The following is a 16,723-nucleotide window of genomic DNA, read 5'->3' on the forward strand; positions in this document are numbered from 1 at the left end:
TGGGACACCCGGTGACTGTACACGAGGTGTATACATGCGATGTATAGCCTCTGGTCGGGGCGTTTGTGGACTGGCTCTCATCGCCGACCGGATGCTTACTCGGCAGTGGCCGAGCGCTTACATGGTCCGCGCGGGTCTCGGCATTATCCGCGCACACCTCAGCGTTATCCGCGCGTACCTTGGCGTTATCCGTGCATGCCTTGGGCGTCGGCTGATAGGCGCCGGTCCGGCAAAATCAAGCCCGTCCGGCGTTTGAGGACAACGCCTCCGGCGTTCACCGGTCCCCAAGCGCACCCGCCACTCGCCCACGGGCCTGTCCACGCGCTCACCGAAGTGTTCTCGGACAGACGGCGGCCCGGCCAAATCAAGTCCACCCGGTTCGCTGCTGGGCGGCGGTCCAGCTAGATCAAGCCCGTCCGGCGTTTGAGGACAACGCCCCCGGCGTTCACCGGCACCCAAAAATCACCCGCCACCGCCACCGCACCCCGGCAGACACGGAACGGCCGCGTAAGGGCCGCCCCCCCGCCGACGGAAACGGCGACGCACCCGCACGCCACCGGCCGGATGACCGGGGCGCGGGCGCGCTACACGTCGTCGTACGGGTCCCGGGCCGCCCCATCGGCGCGGCCCGGAGGCTCATCGGCCGGGAGACGTACGGCATCGGCGGGCTCCCCGGCGGCCCCGCCCGGGGCACTGTCCGGCCCCGCCCCCGCACCCGCCGCCTTCGGCGGTCGCCCCCGGCGCGGAATGGCCCCCGCGTCCTTCGGCAGCCGCCCCGCGTCCGACAGCGCCCGCCGCAGCAGGAACTCGATCTGCGCGTTGGCGCTGCGCAGCTCGTCGTCCGCCCAGCGGGCGAGCGCGTCGTACACCGACGGGTCGAGCCGGAGCAGCACCTGCTTGCGCCGCTGCGCCCGCCGCGCGGCGGGCTTGCCCGCGGGGGCGCCGCCGCGAGCCACCCCGCCGTCCCCGTCCGCCGCACCGGACGCCCCGGCAGCCGCCCCAGGGCTCCCCCCGGCGCGATCCTCGGGTGTATGCGGACTCACTGGTAGAGGGAGCCGGTGTTCAAAACGGGCTGGGCGGCGCGGTCGCCGCACAGCACCACCATCAGATTGCTGACCATGGCCGCCTTCCGTTCCTCGTCCAGTTCCACGATGCCCTGCCGGCTGATGCGGTCGAGCGCCTGCTCGACCATGCCGACCGCGCCCTCGACGATCTGCTGCCGGGCCGCGACGACCGCGCCCGCCTGCTGCCGCTGGAGCATCGCGGAGGCGATCTCGGGAGCGTACGCGAGGTGGCTGAACCGCGACTCGATGATCCGCACGCCGGCGGACCGCACCCGGGCCGTCAGCTCGACGGCCAGCTTCTCGGTGATCTCCTCCGCGTTGCCGCGCAGGGACAGCGCGTCCTCGTCGTGGGCGTCGTAGGGGTACTCGATGGCGATGTGCCGGACGGCCGCCTCGGTCTGGGTGGCGACGAACTCCTGGAAGTCGTCCACCTCGAAGAGCGCCTGCGCGGTGTCCTCGACCTTCCAGACGACGATGGCGGCCAGTTCGATCGGGTTGCCGTACGCGTCGTTGACCTTCAGGACGGCGGTCTCGTGGTTGCGCAGCCGGGTGGAGATCGAACGGGCGCTGGTGAGCGGGTTGACCCAGCGCAGGCCGTCGGTGCGGACGGTGCCCACGTAGCGGCCGAAGAGCTGGATGACGCGGGCCTCGCCCGGCGCGACCATCTTCACGCCGCCCAGGCAGATGAGACAGGTCAGCAGGAGCAGGACGCCGGCGACGACCATCGGGACGCCGACCGCGTTGTTGCCGCCGTTGGCGATGAGGCCCCCGCCGACGACCACGCCGATCGCCAGGACGATGCCGAGGAGGCTCAGCAGGAGCCCGAGCCCGCCGGGGATGCTGTGCGCGGCGACCTCGCGGACCTGCGGCTCCGGCATGTCGGGCAGGTCCGCGTCGGCGGTGGCCAGGCCTGCGGCCTCGCCCTTCGCCAGGGCCCTCGTCGCGTCCTGGTGGGCCGTCTCCTGCGTGGTCCCGTCGGCGGGTGTCCGGTCGGACATGCTGCCTCCCCGTTTCTCGTGGCTTTGCTGATGTCGTTGGTCTAGCAAAGTGATATCACTTTAAGCGTTCTCTCACAACGATGGGCGAGGGTGCCGGAACGGTTCCCCCAGGTCGCGTGCTCTTTGTCACGTCGGGAAAAGCCTTGATCGATGAGTAATTGGTGACAGATGCGGTGTTAGCTTCGTGAGCCGAGTAATGGGGGCGGAACGACTGGAGTTGCTGAGGCGATGGGGCGAGCGGACGCGAGACGGGCACAACAAGGACGTAACCGCCGGGCGAAACGGAAGAAGAGCGGCATACGCCGCTTCTTCACCTGGAAGAAGCTCCTGGGGACCGCCTTCGGGATCTGCCTGCTCGGCATCCTCGGTTTCATCGGCCTGTACATGTCCGTGGACATCCCCGAGGCCAACGCCGACGTGAACCTGCAGAGCAACGTCTACAAGTACGCGGACGGCTCGATCATGGCGCGCACCGGCAAGGTGAACCGCGAGAAGGTCTCGATCAACAAGATCCCCAAGGAAGTGCAGCACGCCTTCGTCGCCGCCGAGAACAAGACGTTCTACGACGACTCGGGCGTGGACCTGAAGGGCACCGCGCGCGGCATCCTCAACACGGTCCTGGGCCGGGGCAAGCAGGGTGGTTCCACCATCACCCAGCAGTACGTCAAGAACTACTACCTCACCCAGGAGCAGACGGTCAGCCGCAAGCTTCAGGAGATCGTGATCTCCCTCAAGGTGGACAACAAGCTCACCAAGGACCAGATCCTTGAGGGCTACGTCAACACCAGCTTCTACGGCCGCAACGCGTTCGGCATCCAGGCGGCGGCCCAGGCGTACTACGGCAAGGACGTCGACAAGCTGAACGTCGCGGAGGGCGCCTACCTGGCCTCCCTGATGCAGGCCCCCAGCCAGTACGACTGGGCGGTGGCCTCCGACGCGGGCAAGAAGCGCGTCCAGGAGCGCTGGAACTACACCCTCGACAACATGGTCGAGATGAAGTGGCTGGACGCGAGCACGCGCGCGAGCCTGAAGTTCCCCGTGCCCATCGCCCCCAAGCCGCTGCCCGGCCGCGAGGGCCAGGTCGGCTACTTCATCGACGCCGCCAACCAGGAGCTGAGCAAGCGCGGCGTGGACGAGCAGGCGCTCCAGGCCGGCGGCTGGACCATCACCCTGGGCATCGACAAGAAGCGCCAGAAGGAGCTGGAGCAGGCGGTCAAGGAGAAGCTCACCAGCAAGCTCGACCCCAAGCGCGAGGCGGACCGCAACGCCCAGCTCGGCGCCGCCTCGGTGGACCCGGAGACCGGCCACGTCGTCGCCATGTACGGCGGCGCGGGCTACACCCAGCACTACCGCAGCAACGCGACCCGGGTCGACTACCAGCCCGCCTCCACCTTCAAGCCGATCATTTTGGCCTCGGCCCTGGAGAACAAGTCCGTCACCCAGGACGGCCACCCGATCACCCCGAACACGATCTACAACGGCGACGACCGCCGCCCGGTCGTCGGCAGCGACGTCCCGTTCGCCCCGGAGAACGAGGACAACGTCAACTTCGGGGACATCACCGTCCAGAAGGCCACCAACGACTCCGTCAACACCGTCTTCGCGCAGATGGGCGTGGACGTCGGCATGGAGAAGCTGAAGAAGACCGCGGTCGACCTCGGCCTGGAGGGCAGCAAGATCGTGGCCCGGCCCGCCATGACGCTGGGCTCCATGCCCGCCAGCCCGCTCCAGATGGCCGGGGTGTACGCCACCTTCGACGCGCACGGCAAGAAGGTCGAGCCCGCGCTGGTCGTCAAGGCCGTGCACGGCTCCGACGAGGAGACCCAGCTCCCCGACCCGATCGGCGGCCAGATCATCTCCCGCAACACGGCGGACACCGTGACCGCCGTGCTGCGCGGCGTGGTCCACGACGGTACGGCCGCCAAGGCCATGCGGGGCACGAACTTCCAGGCGGCGGGCAAGACCGGCACCTCCGACGACAACAAGTCGGCGTGGTTCGTCGGCTACACGCCCAAGCTGGTGACCGCGGTCGGCATGTTCGGCGAGGACATGTCCAAGAACGGCAAGCAGGTGACCCTCGCGGGCACCGCCGGCGTCCCGCGCGTCAACGGCGGTGGCTTCCCGGCCGAGGTCTGGTCCGCGTACACGACGGGCGCGCTGGGCGGCGACGCCGACGCGCAGTTCGACCTCGAATCGGACATGGGCCCCGGCGTCACCGCCCCGCCCGCCCCGCCGGCCAGCGGCAGCCCGACGCCGACGGAATCCGCCTCCAGCAGCCCGACGCCGACGGAGACGAAGCCCACGACGCCGACGACGAGCCCCACCCCCACCCGCACGCCCACCCACACCCCCACCACGACGCCCCCGACGACCCCCACCACTCCGACGACCCCGACCACTCCCACGACCACCCCGTCGGGCAGCGGTGACGGAGGCGGCGACGGCGATCCCGGCGACGGCGATCCCCCGAACCCGCCCCGGTAGGACGCCCACCGGGCCCCTCGCGGAGAGATGAACGCGGCCCCCGCCCTGTGTGGCGGGGGCCGCGTTCGGGTGTACGGGGGTGGGTCAGCCCTCGTTGACCTTCGTGGCGATCCGGTCGCCCACCGCCTTGTCGACGTTGCGCCAGTACTGGAGGGCGCGGTCCAGGACCGGGCGGCTGACGCCCTTGGAGAGGTGGCCGGCGACGTTGCTCACCAGGCGGTCGCGGGCGGCGTCGTCCAGGACCTGGCGGACCATCGTGCCCGGCTGGCCGAAGTCGTCGTCCTCGCGGCGCGGCCGGTACGCCTCGCGGACCATCTCGCCCGCCGACGCCCAGCCCGCCGGCTCCCCGAACGTCTGCGTGCCGGCCGCCGGGCCGCCGCGCGAGTTGGGCGCGTAGACCGCCGCCGCGCGCGAGGGCTCGTACCGCATCGGGCCGTCCTTCGCGTACGACTGGACGGGGACGCGCGGCCGGTTGGGCGGGAGCTGCGCGTAGTTGGGACCGATGCGGTAGCGGTGCGTGTCGGGGTACGAGAAGAGGCGGCCGAGCAGCATCTTGTCCGGGGACGGGCCGATGCCCGGCACCATGTTGGACGGTTCGAACGCGGCCTGCTCGATGTGGACGAAGAAGTCGTCCGGGTTGCGGTCCAGCGTCATCCGGCCGACCTCGATCAGCGGGTAGTCGCCGTGCGGCCACACCTTGGTCAGGTCGAACGGGTTGAAGCGGTAGTCCGCCGCGTCCGCGAACGGCATGACCTGGACGTACATCGTCCACGACGGCGCGTTGCCGGACCGGATGGCCTCGAACAGGTCGCGGCGGTGGAAGTCGCCGTCCTCCCCGGCGAGCCGGTCCGCCTCCTCCTGGGTCAGGTACTCGATGCCCTGGTCGGTCTTGATGTGGTACTTGATCCAGAAGCGGTCGCCGCCCGCGTTGACCCACATGTAGGTGTGCGAGCCGTACCCGTTCATGTTCCGGTACGTCCTCGGGATGCCGCGGTCGCCCATCAGCCACGTCACCATGTGCGCCGACTCCGGCGAGAGCGTCCAGAAGTCCCACTGCATGTCGTGGTCGCGCACGCCGCTGTCCGGAAGCCGCTTCTGCGAACGGATGAAGTCCTGGAACTTCATCGGGTCGCGGACGAAGAAGACCGGCGTGTTGTTGCCCACCAGGTCGTAGTTGCCGTAATCCGTGTAGAACTTCAGCGCGAAGCCGCGCGGGTCCCGCCAGGTGTCGGGCGAGCCCTGCTCACCGGCGACGGTCGAGAAGCGGGCCAGCATCTCCGTCCGCCGGCCCGGCTGGAAGAGATCCGCCTTGGTGAACTGACTCACGTCATTGGTGACCTCGAAGAACCCGTACGCGCCACTGCCCTTGGCGTGCACCACCCGCTCCGGCACCCGCTCCCGGTTGAACTGGGCCATCTTCTCGATGAGGTAGTGGTCCTGGAGCAGGATCGGCCCGTCGGACCCCACGGTGAGCGAGTGCTCGTCACTCTCCACCGGGATACCGGCGTTGGTGGTCGTGTACGGAATCGGAATGTTCTGCTGCGCGGAGCTGCTCATGGGGAGCGCCTCCCATCGGCATGGGTGCGGGGGGCCTGCGGCCCACCCAGCAGTCAACTCCGCCCGACTGGCCGTCGGCAACAGCTGGACGCGGTCCAGTTCCAGACGCAGTACGAAACGGAGCCCACCCAACGGGCGCCCCTCCGCCGGTCGTTCAGCCAATCGGGCCGTCCGGCCTGCGCCGGTGGGTGGCCTGCACCGATGGACGGTGGCCCGCCAAATCAAGCCTGTCCGGCGATTGAGGACAACGCCCCCGGCGTTCACCGGTACCCAAAGATCACCCGCCGCCCGCCCCATGAGCCCGTACTCGCGCTCGCCGGGGTGTCCTCAATCGCCGGACGGGCTGGAATGTGCGAGCTCGTCCTGTAGGAGGCGGGTCCGGTGAGTGCCGAGTTGGGCTCGTCCGGGTCCGGCGGTCCGGCGAATTCCAGCCCGTCCGGCGTTTGAGGACAACGCTTCCGGCGTTTACCGGTGCCCAAAGATCGCCCGCCGCCCGCCCGTGAGCCCGTACTCGCGCTCGCCGGGGTGTCCTCAATCGCCGGACGGGCTGGAAGTGGCGGCCCCGGCCCGAAAGGTGCGAGCCTGCAAGGCGTGGCCCCGGCCCGAAAGGTGCGGCCCCGGCCGGGAAGGCGCGGGCCCCGGCCCGAAAGGTGCGAGCCTGCAAGGCGTGGCGCCGGCCGGGAAGGTGCGGGAGGACCGGCCGGAAGGTGCGGGCCCTGGCCCGGAAGGTGCGGGCCCTGGCCCGAAAGGTGCGGCCCCGGCCGGGAAGGTGCGGCCCCGGCCGGGCGCCCGGCGTCAGTTCCCCCGCCGTACCCCCACCGGCATCGACAACTCGAACCACACCACCTTCCCCGTACTCAACCGCGTGGCCCCCCACCGCCGCGCCATGCGATTGACGAGGTACAACCCGCGCCCACCCTCGTCGGAGGGCCGCGCCTGCCGCAGCCGCGGCAACTGCGGAACGTCGTCGCCGACTTCGCACCGCAGCACGTCCGTCCGCAACAACCGCAGCGTGATCGGCCGCTCGGCGTACCGGACGGCGTTGGTGACGACCTCGCTGACGAGCAGTTCGAGCTGATCGGTGAGGTCCTCCAGGTCCCAGCGGGCCAGCGCGCGCCGGGCCAGCCGCCGGGCCTGTCCGGCCGTCTGGGCCTTGGGGTCGAGGTACCAGTACGCGACGTCGCTGGGCGCGATGCCGTCGAACCGGGCGGCCAGCAGCGCGATGTCGTCGTCGCGGTCGCCGGGCCCGAGCATGTCCAGCACGTCGTCGCACAGCGGCTCCAGCGGCGGCGGGTTGGGGCCGGTCAGGCGGGCGGTCTCCGTCAGCCGTTCGCGGAGCTGCTCGATGCCGGTCCACACGTCCCGCATGCGGGACTCCACCAGGCCGTCCGTGTAGAGCACGAGCGTGGCGCCCGCGGGCGCGTCCAGCTCGACGGCCTCGAAGTCCACGCCGCCCACGCCGATCGGCGCGCCCGGCGGCACCCGCAGCACCTCCGCGCGCCCGCCGCGATGGAGCATCACCGGCGGCGGATGCCCGGCGTTGGCGACGACGATGCGGTGCGCGACCGGGTCGTAGACCGCGTACAGGCAGGTCGCCATGCGGTCCGAGCCCAGCCGCTGGGCCTGCTCGTCCAGGTGGTGCAGCACCTCCTGCGGCGGCAGATCCAGGCCCGCGAGCGTCTGAGCCGTGGTGCGCAGCTGCCCCATGATGGCGGCGGACGTCATGGAGTGGCCCATGACATCGCCGACGACCAGCGCGACCCGGCTGCCGGGCAGCGGGATCGCGTCGTACCAGTCGCCGCCCACCCGGGCGGTCTCGGCCGCCGGAAGGTAGCGGCTGGCCAGCCGGACGCCGGTGGGCTGGGGCAGCGAGTCCGGCAGCATCGTGCGCTGGAGCGCGTCGGCGATGTACGCCTCGCGCCCGTAGAGCACCGCCTTGTCCACGCCCAGCGCGGTGTGCGTGGCGAGCTGCGCCGCCACCAGCAGATCGTCGGACTCGAACGCGGGACGGTCGGGGCGGCGCAGGAAGACCGCCGCGCCGATCACCCGGCGACGGCCGCGCAGCGGCGCGAGGATCACCCGGTGGCCGCCGGGCAGCCGGCTGTCCGGGCCGAGCAGCTCGGGGAGCGCCGCGCGGGCCGACGGCGCCTCGCCGAACAGGGGCCGCACGCCGCGCAGCACCTCGGCCAGCGGGCCGCCGGGCCGCACCTCGGCGTTCTCCGCGGCGCAGCCGCCCATCGCCGGGCCGAGGTCGGGCTGCGGGGGCAGGACGGGGAGCCGGTTGCCGTTGGTGTCGGGCTCCTCGGGGATGCGGTCGGTGCGGCGCAGCCGCAGGACCACCGGGCCGGTGGGCCGCTCGTCGCCGACCGGCAGCGGGTCGCGCAGGTAGACGAGGATCGCGTCGGCGAACGTGGGAACGGTGGCCCGGCACAGGCCGAGCACGATCTCGTCCAGGTCGATGCCGCGGGCGATCCGGCGGGTGGCGGCGCCGATGAAGCGCAGCCGGTCGCCGCCCGCCTGCCGGGCCGCCGCCTCGGCGCCGTCACCGGGCTGAGCGGGGTGCCCGGAGCGCGCCGGAGGCGGCTGGGTGCGGTCGGCGGATGCGCGGCCGGTCGGGGTGCCGGGCTCGTCCGCCGTCCGGCCCGCCTGCCGGCCGCGGGCGCCCTGCGGGGAGCGGGCACGCCGGGGCGCGGGCAGCCCGGCGCCCTCCTCCCCGCGCGGACGGGCGCGCCCGCCTTCGCGTGCGCGGGCGGGTGACCCGGCGCCCGGCGGGCCGCCCGCCGGGTCGGGCTCCGGCGTGCGGCCGGGCGTGTCGTGCGGCACGCCGGAGCCTTCCGGTGCCGGACGCCCCTCCGCGCTTCCGCGCGCCGCGGTGCGCTCCGTGTGCCCCGAAGCGGTCTCGTCGTCGGCACGGCCGGTGAAGGTCACCGGACTCGTGGCCGTGCCGCCCCCGCAGGCCGCCGGGCCCGGGACGCCGGCCGTCTCCCCGGGCACGTCGGCGGCGGAGCCGGAGCCCGTACGGCCGGCTCCGGGCAGTCCGGCGCCGGTCCCGGTGGACCGCCGCAGCGTCCCCCGGGGGTCGGGGACCGCCCCGTGCGAAGCGGTCCTGGACTGGCTCCGCGGCGAGGTCGCCGAGGACGCGGCGGGCGGGGCGGCCGGCCGCGATTCATGGGAGGTGGGGTGCTCCGTCACGCGTGGGATTCCATCCGTCCGGGGCTGCGCGCCTGGCGCGCTGCGTGTCAAGCGCGTCGCAGATGCAGAAAGAGCTGGATCTCGGGTGGTACGTCCGTGCTGGCCGGGGCGTACGCATAGGAGTCCTCCCCGGTGACTTCGAAACCCGCGTCGCGCACTACCTGGCGCAAGTCGTCCCGCAGGTAACCCGATACCCGGATCGTGTTGCCCAGGAACGGAATCGGGCAGTCGTCCACGTCGGCCTCGACCATGGCCAGGGCCAGCAGCCCCTCGGGCCGCAGCAGTCCGTGCAGCATGCGCAGCGCGTGCGGGATCTCCGCGAGCGGCAGCATCAGCAGGGAGAAGAACGCGACGATGCCGTCGTAGGAACCCGGCCCGCCCAGCCGCCCGTCCCTGAGGTCCGCCAGGTCGCCCTGGTGGAACTCGGCGCCCGGCACCTGCTCGGTGGCCAGCTTGACCATCTCGGCCGAGAGGTCCACCCCCACCACGCGGTGCCCGGCGTCGGCGAGCTGACGCGCGGTGGGCAGGCCCGTGCCGCAGCCCACGTCCAGGATGCGCGAGCCGGGCGGCAGCGCGCCGGCCAGCCAGGCCCCGGAGGCGAGTTGCCCCTCTTTGTGGGGGAAGGCTTCCTCGTACCGGTCCCCGATCGCGTCGAACGCCTCGGCCTGCCCCTGTCGTTCCAGCGTTAGCCGGTGGAGACCTACATATGCGTCGTAGCTCGCAGCGCTCACGACCTCGCCTCTCCTGTGACCGCGGTCGATTTCTGTTCCCAGCTCCGGAGATGGGTCCCGTGGAATTCAGCTGGTCGGTGTCGGCGAAAGTGACACCTGTGCAGTCTTGCGGAGGACGATCCTACGTTTGAAGACCAGGGGCGCAGCAAGGGGGCTCACGAGGTGCCGCGCGGCACGGCACCGCTCCGGTCACCGGGGAGGCCGCCCGAGGGAGGCTCCGGGCGGGTGCGGTGCCCGGACCGGGGCTCACGGGCGCCGGGAAGCCCCCGCCGCGCGTCCCGATCACCGTTCTGGCGGCTGGACGAGCCGGTGTCTGACGTGGCGTCATATGTACTGTCGGGCATCGAGGGAACGGGCAAACGTCCGACCAGTGACGCCCCGTCACCGCCGGGCACCGGGCCGCCGACGGACGCCGGGCCGCCGACGGACGCCGGGCCGCCGACGGACGCCGGGGCACCGTCGTCCGCTCCCGCGTCCGTCCCCGCGTCCGGCACCGTGTCCCAGTGCTCGGGCAGCGGGGGGATCCGCCAGGAGGGGTCGGGCCGCCAGTTCTCCCAACCCGCCGAGAACGGCTCGCCCCACGCCTCGACGAGCTCGATCGCCGCCTGCCCGGCCGTCCGGACCGCCGCGGCCTGCGCCGACGTCATCAGCCCGTCGTGCCGGGCCTGCGCGAACTCGTCCTCGTCCCGCCACTCCCAGCGGCGGTCCGGATAGACGCAGAGGTCCAGGAAGTGGTCCTGGGAGTCGATACCGCCCGCCCAGCGGCGCCGCGGCTCCTCCAGATTGACGTACCAGTTCTTGAACTCCCACGCGCTGTCCCAGAACAGCCACACCGACCACGGCTCGCCCGGCCGCGCCAGCTTCAGCACCCCCGCGCCGAACCACTGGTCGAGCTTGGTGCGGCGCGGCTTGGTGTAGCGGGTGGCGAGCGGCTCGCGGTGGATCGGCGTCCCGTCGGCGAGCACCGGCTTGACGCAGGTGGTGCCCGGCGCCATCCACACCACGAGCAACTCGTCGGTGTCCTGGACGACGGTCATGGGCCGGCAGATGCGGATGCGGTCGTCGGTGTTGTCGCGGTAGCGCCACAGGATGTGGTCCCCCGGAGCCCAGCGCCCGGGGGCCGTCCCACCGGGCACGTCGGCCGTGCCGCCCTCCGCCGTCTCCACGATGTCCGCTGTCATGCGCAGATCCTAGGCCCGGAAGGGCGGCATCGCCGTGACGAAAACCGCAACTCCTGTTACGGGAGTGTCAATCGTGGGGGAAGTGTCCGGGATGGGTGGCCTGGGGGACGCCGGTGTCGGAACCGCCGGAGCCCTTCCGGCACGTCGCCGTCGTGCCGACGCAAACGCCGACGCCGACGCGAACGCCGACACCAACACCGTCACCATCACCGAAGCCGAACCGGCCGGTGGCCGGGCGGGATCACCGGCGTCCCGCCCGCCTCCCGCCCCTACGGGTGCGTCATCCGCAGCACGTCCAGCGCCTCGTCCAACTGCTCCTCCGTCAGCAGCCCGCGCTCCACGTACCCGGACTCGATGACGACCTCGCGGATCGTCTTCCGCTCGGCCAGCGACTTCTTGGCGACCTTCGCCGCCTCCTCGTAGCCGATGTACTTGTTGAGCGGCGTGACGACCGACGGCGAGGACTCGGCGTACTCGCGGGCCCGGTCGGCGTTGGCGGTGATCCCGTCGATCGTGCGGTCCGCCAGCAGGCGCGCCACGTTGGTCAGCAGCCGCACCGACTCCAGCACGTTCTTGGCGATCACCGGCAGCATCACGTTCAGCTCGAAGTTGCCCGCCGCGCCCGCCGTGGCGACCGTCGCGTCGTTGCCGGTGACCTGCGCCGCGACCATCAGGGCGGCCTCGGGGATCACCGGGTTCACCTTGCCCGGCATGATCGACGAACCGGGCTGGAGGTCCGGCAGGTTGATCTCGGCGAGGCCGGTGCGCGGGCCGGAGGACATCCAGCGCAGGTCGTTGCAGATCTTCGTCAGGCCGACCGCGATGGTGCGGAGCTGGCCGCTGGTCTCCACGATGCCGTCCCGGGCGCCCTGCGCCTCGAAGTGGTCGCGCGCCTCGGTCAGCGGCAGCCCTGTCGCCCGCGCCACCTCGGCGATCACCGCGGCGGCGAACCCGGGCGGGGTGTTGATGCCGGTGCCCACCGCCGTGCCGCCGAGCGGCAGCTCCGCCAGCCGCGGCAGCGACGCCCGCAGCCGCTCGACGCCGTACCGCACCTGCGCCGCGTACCCGCCGAACTCCTGGCCCAGCGTGACGGGCGTGGCGTCCATCAGGTGCGTCCGTCCGGACTTGACCACCTTCGCGAACTCCGACGCCTTGCGCTCCAGCGACGCCGCCAGGTGCTCCAGTGCGGGGATGAGGTCGCCGGTCACCGCCCGCGTCGCCGCGATGTGGATGGAGGACGGGAAGACGTCGTTGGAGGACTGGCTCGCGTTGACGTGGTCGTTGGGGTGCACGTCGCGGCCCAGCCGCTCGGTGGCGAGGGTCGCGATGACCTCGTTCGTGTTCATGTTCGACGAGGTGCCGGAGCCGGTCTGGAAGACGTCGATGGGGAAGTGGTCGTCCCACCGCCCCTCGGCGACCTCGGCCGCGGCGCTCTGGATCGCCTCCGCCACGTTCCGGTCGAGCACCCCCAGCTCGGCGTTCACCTTGGCGGCGGCGGCCTTGATGCGCGCCAGCGCCTCGACGTGCGCCCGCTCCAGGTGCTGCCCGGAGATCGGGAAGTTCTCCACCGCGCGCTGCGTCTGCGCCCGCCACTTCGCGTGCGCGGGTACGCGCACCTCGCCCATCGAGTCGTGCTCGGTCCGGAACCCGCCGTCGTCACTGTGCTCAGTCATACCTGTGTCAGTGCCCGCGAACAGCGGTTCTGTTCCCGGAAGCGGCGCGGGTCTTTCGGAACGGAGCAGGTCTTCCGAAGCGGTGCGGGCCTGCCGGAGCGGCGCACGTCTTCCGCCGCCGCGACGCCGCCGTTCCGCCGCCGTTCCGCCGGTAGGGGGACGGGGGCGTCACGGCCCGGCGCGGGGACGCCGGGATGGCGCGGCAGGGGGCGCGCCGGGGTGGTGCGGGCACGGTGCGCGCCGGGCGCACACCCGTCACCCGAACGGACCACAAGCCCGCGCCCACGCCCGCGTGCGGACCCGGGGCCGCGCCCCTGACGGGCACGGCCCCGGGAGGAGACCGTCAGGCCGTACGAGCCCGGTCGGGACTCAGCCCTTACGCACCGGAATGCTGGTGAACGTGGGCGCCGGCGCCGGGTCGCGGAAGAAGTCGTTCCCCTTGTCGTCGACGACGATGAACGCCGGGAAGTCCTCCACCTCGATCCGCCAGACCGCCTCCATGCCCAGCTCCTCGTACTCCAGGACCTCCACCTTCTTGATGCAGTCCTGGGCCAGTCGCGCGGCCGGGCCGCCGATGGAGCCGAGGTAGAAGCCGCCGTGCGCGGCGCAGGCGTCGGTGACCTGCTGCGAGCGGTTGCCCTTGGCCAGCATGATCTTCGACCCGCCGGCCGCCTGGAACTGCTCGACGTACGCGTCCATCCGGCCCGCCGTCGTCGGCCCGAAGGACCCGGACGCGAACCCCTCGGGGGTCTTGGCCGGGCCCGCGTAGTAGACGGGGTGGTCCTTGAGGTACTGCGGCATCTCCTCGCCCGCGTCCAGCCGCTCCTTGATCTTCGCGTGCGCGATGTCGCGGGCGACCACGAGCGTGCCGGTCAGCGACAGCCGGGTCTTGACCGGGTGCTTGGTCAGCTCGGCCAGGATCTCGTCCATCGGCCGGTCGAGGTCGATCTTCACGGCGTCCAGGTCCGGCCCGGCGCCCTTGGTCAGCTCCTCGTCGGTGGTGTCCGGCAGGAAGCGCGCCGGGTCGGTCTCCAGCTGCTCCAGGAAGATGCCCTCGGCGGTGATCTTCGCGACGGCCTGGCGGTCCGCCGAGCAGGAGACGGCGATGGCCACCGGGCAGGAGGCGCCGTGCCGCGGCAGCCGGACCACGCGCACGTCGTGGCAGAAGTACTTGCCGCCGAACTGCGCGCCGATCCCGATCTTCTGCGTCAGCTCGAAGACCTTCTCCTCCATCTCCTTGTCCCGGAAGCCGTGACCGGTGGGCGAACCCTCCTCGGGCAGCTCGTCCAGGTAGTGCGCGGAGGCGTACTTGGCGGTCTTCAGGGCGTACTCGGCGCTGGTGCCGCCGACGACGATCGCCAGGTGGTACGGCGGGCAGGCGGCCGTCCCCAGGGACCGGATCTTCTCCTCCAGGAACTTCATCATGGAGGCCTCGTTCAGGACGGCCTTGGTCTCCTGGAACAGGAAGGACTTGTTGGCGCTGCCGCCGCCCTTGGCCATGAACAGGAACTTGTACGCGTCCCCGTCGGTCGCGTACAGCTCGATCTGCGCCGGGAGGTTGTTGCCGGTGTTCTTCTCCTCCCACATGGTCAGCGGCGCCATCTGCGAGTACCGCAGGTTCAGCTCGGTGTAGGCGTCGTAGACGCCGTGGGAGAGGGCCTCCTCGTCACGGCCCTGGGTGAGCACGTTCTGACCGCGCTTGCCCATGACGATGGCGGTGCCGGTGTCCTGACACATCGGCAGCACGCCGGCCGCCGCGATGTTCGCGTTCTTGAGCAGGTCCAGGGCCACGAAGCGGTCGTTGGGCGACGCCTCGGGGTCGTCCAGGATCTTGCGCAACTGGGCCAGGTGCGCGGGGCGCAGGTAGTGCGCGATGTCGTGCATCGCCTCGGCGGCCAGCTTGCGCAGCGCCTCGGGCTCGACCTTGAGGAACGTCCGCCCGTCGGCTTCGAAGGTGCTGACGCCCTCGGAAGTGACGAGGCGGTAGGGAGTGTTGTCCTCGCCTACGGGCAGCAGGTCGGTGTACTCGAACGCTGGGCGGCTGGGACGGGATGCGGGGGACATCTGGGCCATTCCTCACTCGACTGGGCTTCGGCTGACGACTGCGGCAGCGCGGGAACAGCGTAGAACCCCGGGGTGCGGGCGGGTCTGTGAGGTAAGGCTCAGTCGGCAGGAGTGCGGCGCGCCGGGCCGTCGTGTCCGGTCGTGGCGTGCCAGAGTGGCCCGGCACCCCTAGTCGCGATCTATCGCGTTTGGGTACGCTGAGCCCGTGGACGAATCGCCGCTCGAAAAGCTCGCAGACCTCGACAAGAGAGAGCCGCAGCCGGTCCGGCTGACCAAGCCGGCCGCGGGGCTGCCCTCGGCGGTCGCCGAAGGGGACCTCCGCGCCTCGGACGCGGACCGCGACCGGATCGCCGACATCCTGCGCGAGGCGCTGGCCCAGGGCCGGCTGGACGCGGAGGAGCACAGCGAACGCATCGACGCCCTCTACCGGGCCAAGACGATGGGCGAGCTGCAACCACTGATCCGCGACCTCCCGGAGGCGGCGAACCACCACCGCCCGGCCCCGGGCCCGTACCACTGGGAACCGGCGGCGACCGAGGGCGCCGAGCAACTGGTCGCCATCTTCAGCGCCTCCGCCCGCAAGGGCCGCTGGCGGGTGCCCTCCCGCATCAACGCCGTCGCCATCTTCGGCAGCGTGGAGATCGACCTCACCGAAGCGGTCTTCGAACGCCAGCACGTCCGCATCCAGGCCACCAGCATCTTCGGCAGCGTGGACATCCGGGTCCCGGAGAACGTGACGCTGCGCAGCAGCGGTTCGGGCATCCTCGGCTCCTTCGAGGTCCGGACGAACGAGTCGGACGACGCCCAGGCGCCCATAGTGGAGGTCCACGGCCACGCCCTGCTCGGCAGCGTCGAGGCCCGCCCCAAGCGCGGCAAGTGGGTGCGCGACCTCTACAAGCGCGTGACGGGGGAGTAGTCCCCGTCGGTAGCTGACGTGGCTTCTGGTGCGGGGTGCCGGGCGGGCTTCATGCGACGGTCGGTCGGCCGGTGAATCAAGCCCGTCCGGAGATCGGGGACAACGCCGCCGGCGTTCCCCGGCTCCTGGGCCCGCCCGCCCCGGAAGCAGACCGCCCAAGCCCCGCGACACCCGCAATGGCAACGGTGTGCATAAGACCGCGTACAGCGGGTAGGGCTGGGTGCATCGTCTCTCGTACGGCTGCGGGGTGCGAAAAGTCGTGCGCAGCGAGACGGGCAAGGGTGACTCTTTCGCCGAAGCCGTCGTCAGGAGTAGACCGTGCTGCTACCGCATCAGCCTCTGCAGGACGTCGCAGTTGTCCCGCCCCAGCGAGCGCACTCGCGCGAGGAGGCCGGACCGTGGCACGCCGAGGCCGTGTGCCGCCGCGACGAAGCGGGACTGTTCTTCGCACCGTCCAAGGAACCAACGGCCGCCCGGCTGGCGAGGGAAGAGGCCGCCAAGCGCGTCTGCGCCCGCTGCCCGGTGATGATCGAATGCCGGGAGCACGCCTTGGTGCAGCCGGAGCCGTACGGAGTGTGGGGCGGCCTCACGGCGGCCGAGCGCCGGGTCGTGCTGGCCCGCCGCCGTCGCCGGGAGACCGAGCTCCAGCGCTCGGCACGGCAGCTGCCCGCCGCGGGTTGACTGCCGCACCACGTGCCGGAAGGCCCGTCGGCGCCATGTGAGACCACGGACAGCGGAACGAACCGAAGGAGCTGCGAACAGCAGGCGGGGGATGTCGGAAAGAGTGCGGCCGGGGGGGGCCCGGCCCGGCCCGGGGGGGGGGGCGGGGCCGGGGCGGGGGCGCGGGCCCCGCGCCCGGGGGT

Annotated in this window: 10 protein-coding genes and 1 pseudogene; 3 read left to right on the plus strand and 8 right to left on the minus strand. The window is 71.8% G+C overall.

The annotated features are described in order from the left end of the window. Window positions 1-584: 584 nt before the first annotated feature. On the minus strand, window positions 585-956 hold the full coding sequence (locus tag ABZX96_RS17920) for a hypothetical protein (RefSeq protein ID WP_355545271.1): 372 nt from the start codon (window positions 954-956) through the stop codon (window positions 585-587). A gap of 83 nt (window positions 957-1,039) precedes the next feature. Beyond that, window positions 1,040-1,942: an SPFH domain-containing protein gene (locus ABZX96_RS17925; protein ID WP_355545305.1), complete on the minus strand. Its 903-nt coding sequence runs from the start codon at window positions 1,940-1,942 to the stop codon at window positions 1,040-1,042. A gap of 348 nt (window positions 1,943-2,290) precedes the next feature. Here ABZX96_RS17925 and ABZX96_RS17930 point away from each other — a divergent pair, with 348 nt between their 5' ends. Beyond that, complete coding sequence (locus ABZX96_RS17930) at window positions 2,291-4,546, plus strand: transglycosylase domain-containing protein (protein WP_355545274.1); 2,256 nt, start codon at window positions 2,291-2,293, stop codon at window positions 4,544-4,546. A gap of 84 nt (window positions 4,547-4,630) precedes the next feature. Here ABZX96_RS17930 and ABZX96_RS17935 read toward each other — a convergent pair whose 3' ends face one another. From ABZX96_RS17935 to ABZX96_RS17960, 6 genes and pseudogenes are all read right to left on the minus strand, one after another. Then, window positions 4,631-6,103, minus strand: coding sequence for a catalase (locus tag ABZX96_RS17935; RefSeq protein ID WP_355545277.1), 1,473 nt, complete (start codon window positions 6,101-6,103; stop codon window positions 4,631-4,633). 795 nt (window positions 6,104-6,898) lie between these two features. Next, on the minus strand, window positions 6,899-9,295 hold the full coding sequence (locus ABZX96_RS17940; protein WP_355545280.1) for a SpoIIE family protein phosphatase: 2,397 nt from the start codon (window positions 9,293-9,295) through the stop codon (window positions 6,899-6,901). Window positions 9,296-9,342: 47 nt separating this feature from the next. Next, the gene (locus ABZX96_RS17945) at window positions 9,343-10,026 is read right to left on the minus strand and encodes a class I SAM-dependent methyltransferase (protein WP_355545283.1); all 684 of its coding nucleotides are present in this window, start codon (window positions 10,024-10,026) and stop codon (window positions 9,343-9,345) included. A 497-nt stretch (window positions 10,027-10,523) separates the two neighbouring features. Next, window positions 10,524-11,207: pseudogene (locus ABZX96_RS17950) on the minus strand (DUF402 domain-containing protein); the annotation flags it as partial. 269 nt (window positions 11,208-11,476) lie between these two features. Continuing rightward, complete coding sequence (locus tag ABZX96_RS17955) at window positions 11,477-12,880, minus strand: class II fumarate hydratase (protein ID WP_355545286.1); 1,404 nt, start codon at window positions 12,878-12,880, stop codon at window positions 11,477-11,479. Window positions 12,881-13,249: 369 nt separating this feature from the next. After that, on the minus strand, window positions 13,250-14,944 hold the full coding sequence (locus tag ABZX96_RS17960) for a fumarate hydratase (RefSeq protein ID WP_355545289.1): 1,695 nt from the start codon (window positions 14,942-14,944) through the stop codon (window positions 13,250-13,252). Window positions 14,945-15,212: 268 nt separating this feature from the next. Between ABZX96_RS17960 and ABZX96_RS17965 the strand changes: the two genes are divergently transcribed. Together ABZX96_RS17965 and ABZX96_RS17970 are read left to right on the plus strand one after the other, a co-directional pair. Beyond that, entirely contained in the window at window positions 15,213-15,860 is a 648-nt protein-coding gene (locus ABZX96_RS17965) for a DUF1707 domain-containing protein (RefSeq protein WP_355545307.1), read from the plus strand. 318 nt (window positions 15,861-16,178) lie between these two features. Further along, entirely contained in the window at window positions 16,179-16,541 is a 363-nt protein-coding gene (locus ABZX96_RS17970; RefSeq protein WP_355545292.1) for a WhiB family transcriptional regulator, read from the plus strand. The last annotated feature ends 182 nt before the right edge of the window (window positions 16,542-16,723 follow it).

It is taken from the genome of Streptomyces sp. NPDC003077 (genome assembly GCF_040611095.1).
GTDB lineage: Bacteria > Actinomycetota > Actinomycetes > Streptomycetales > Streptomycetaceae > Streptomyces.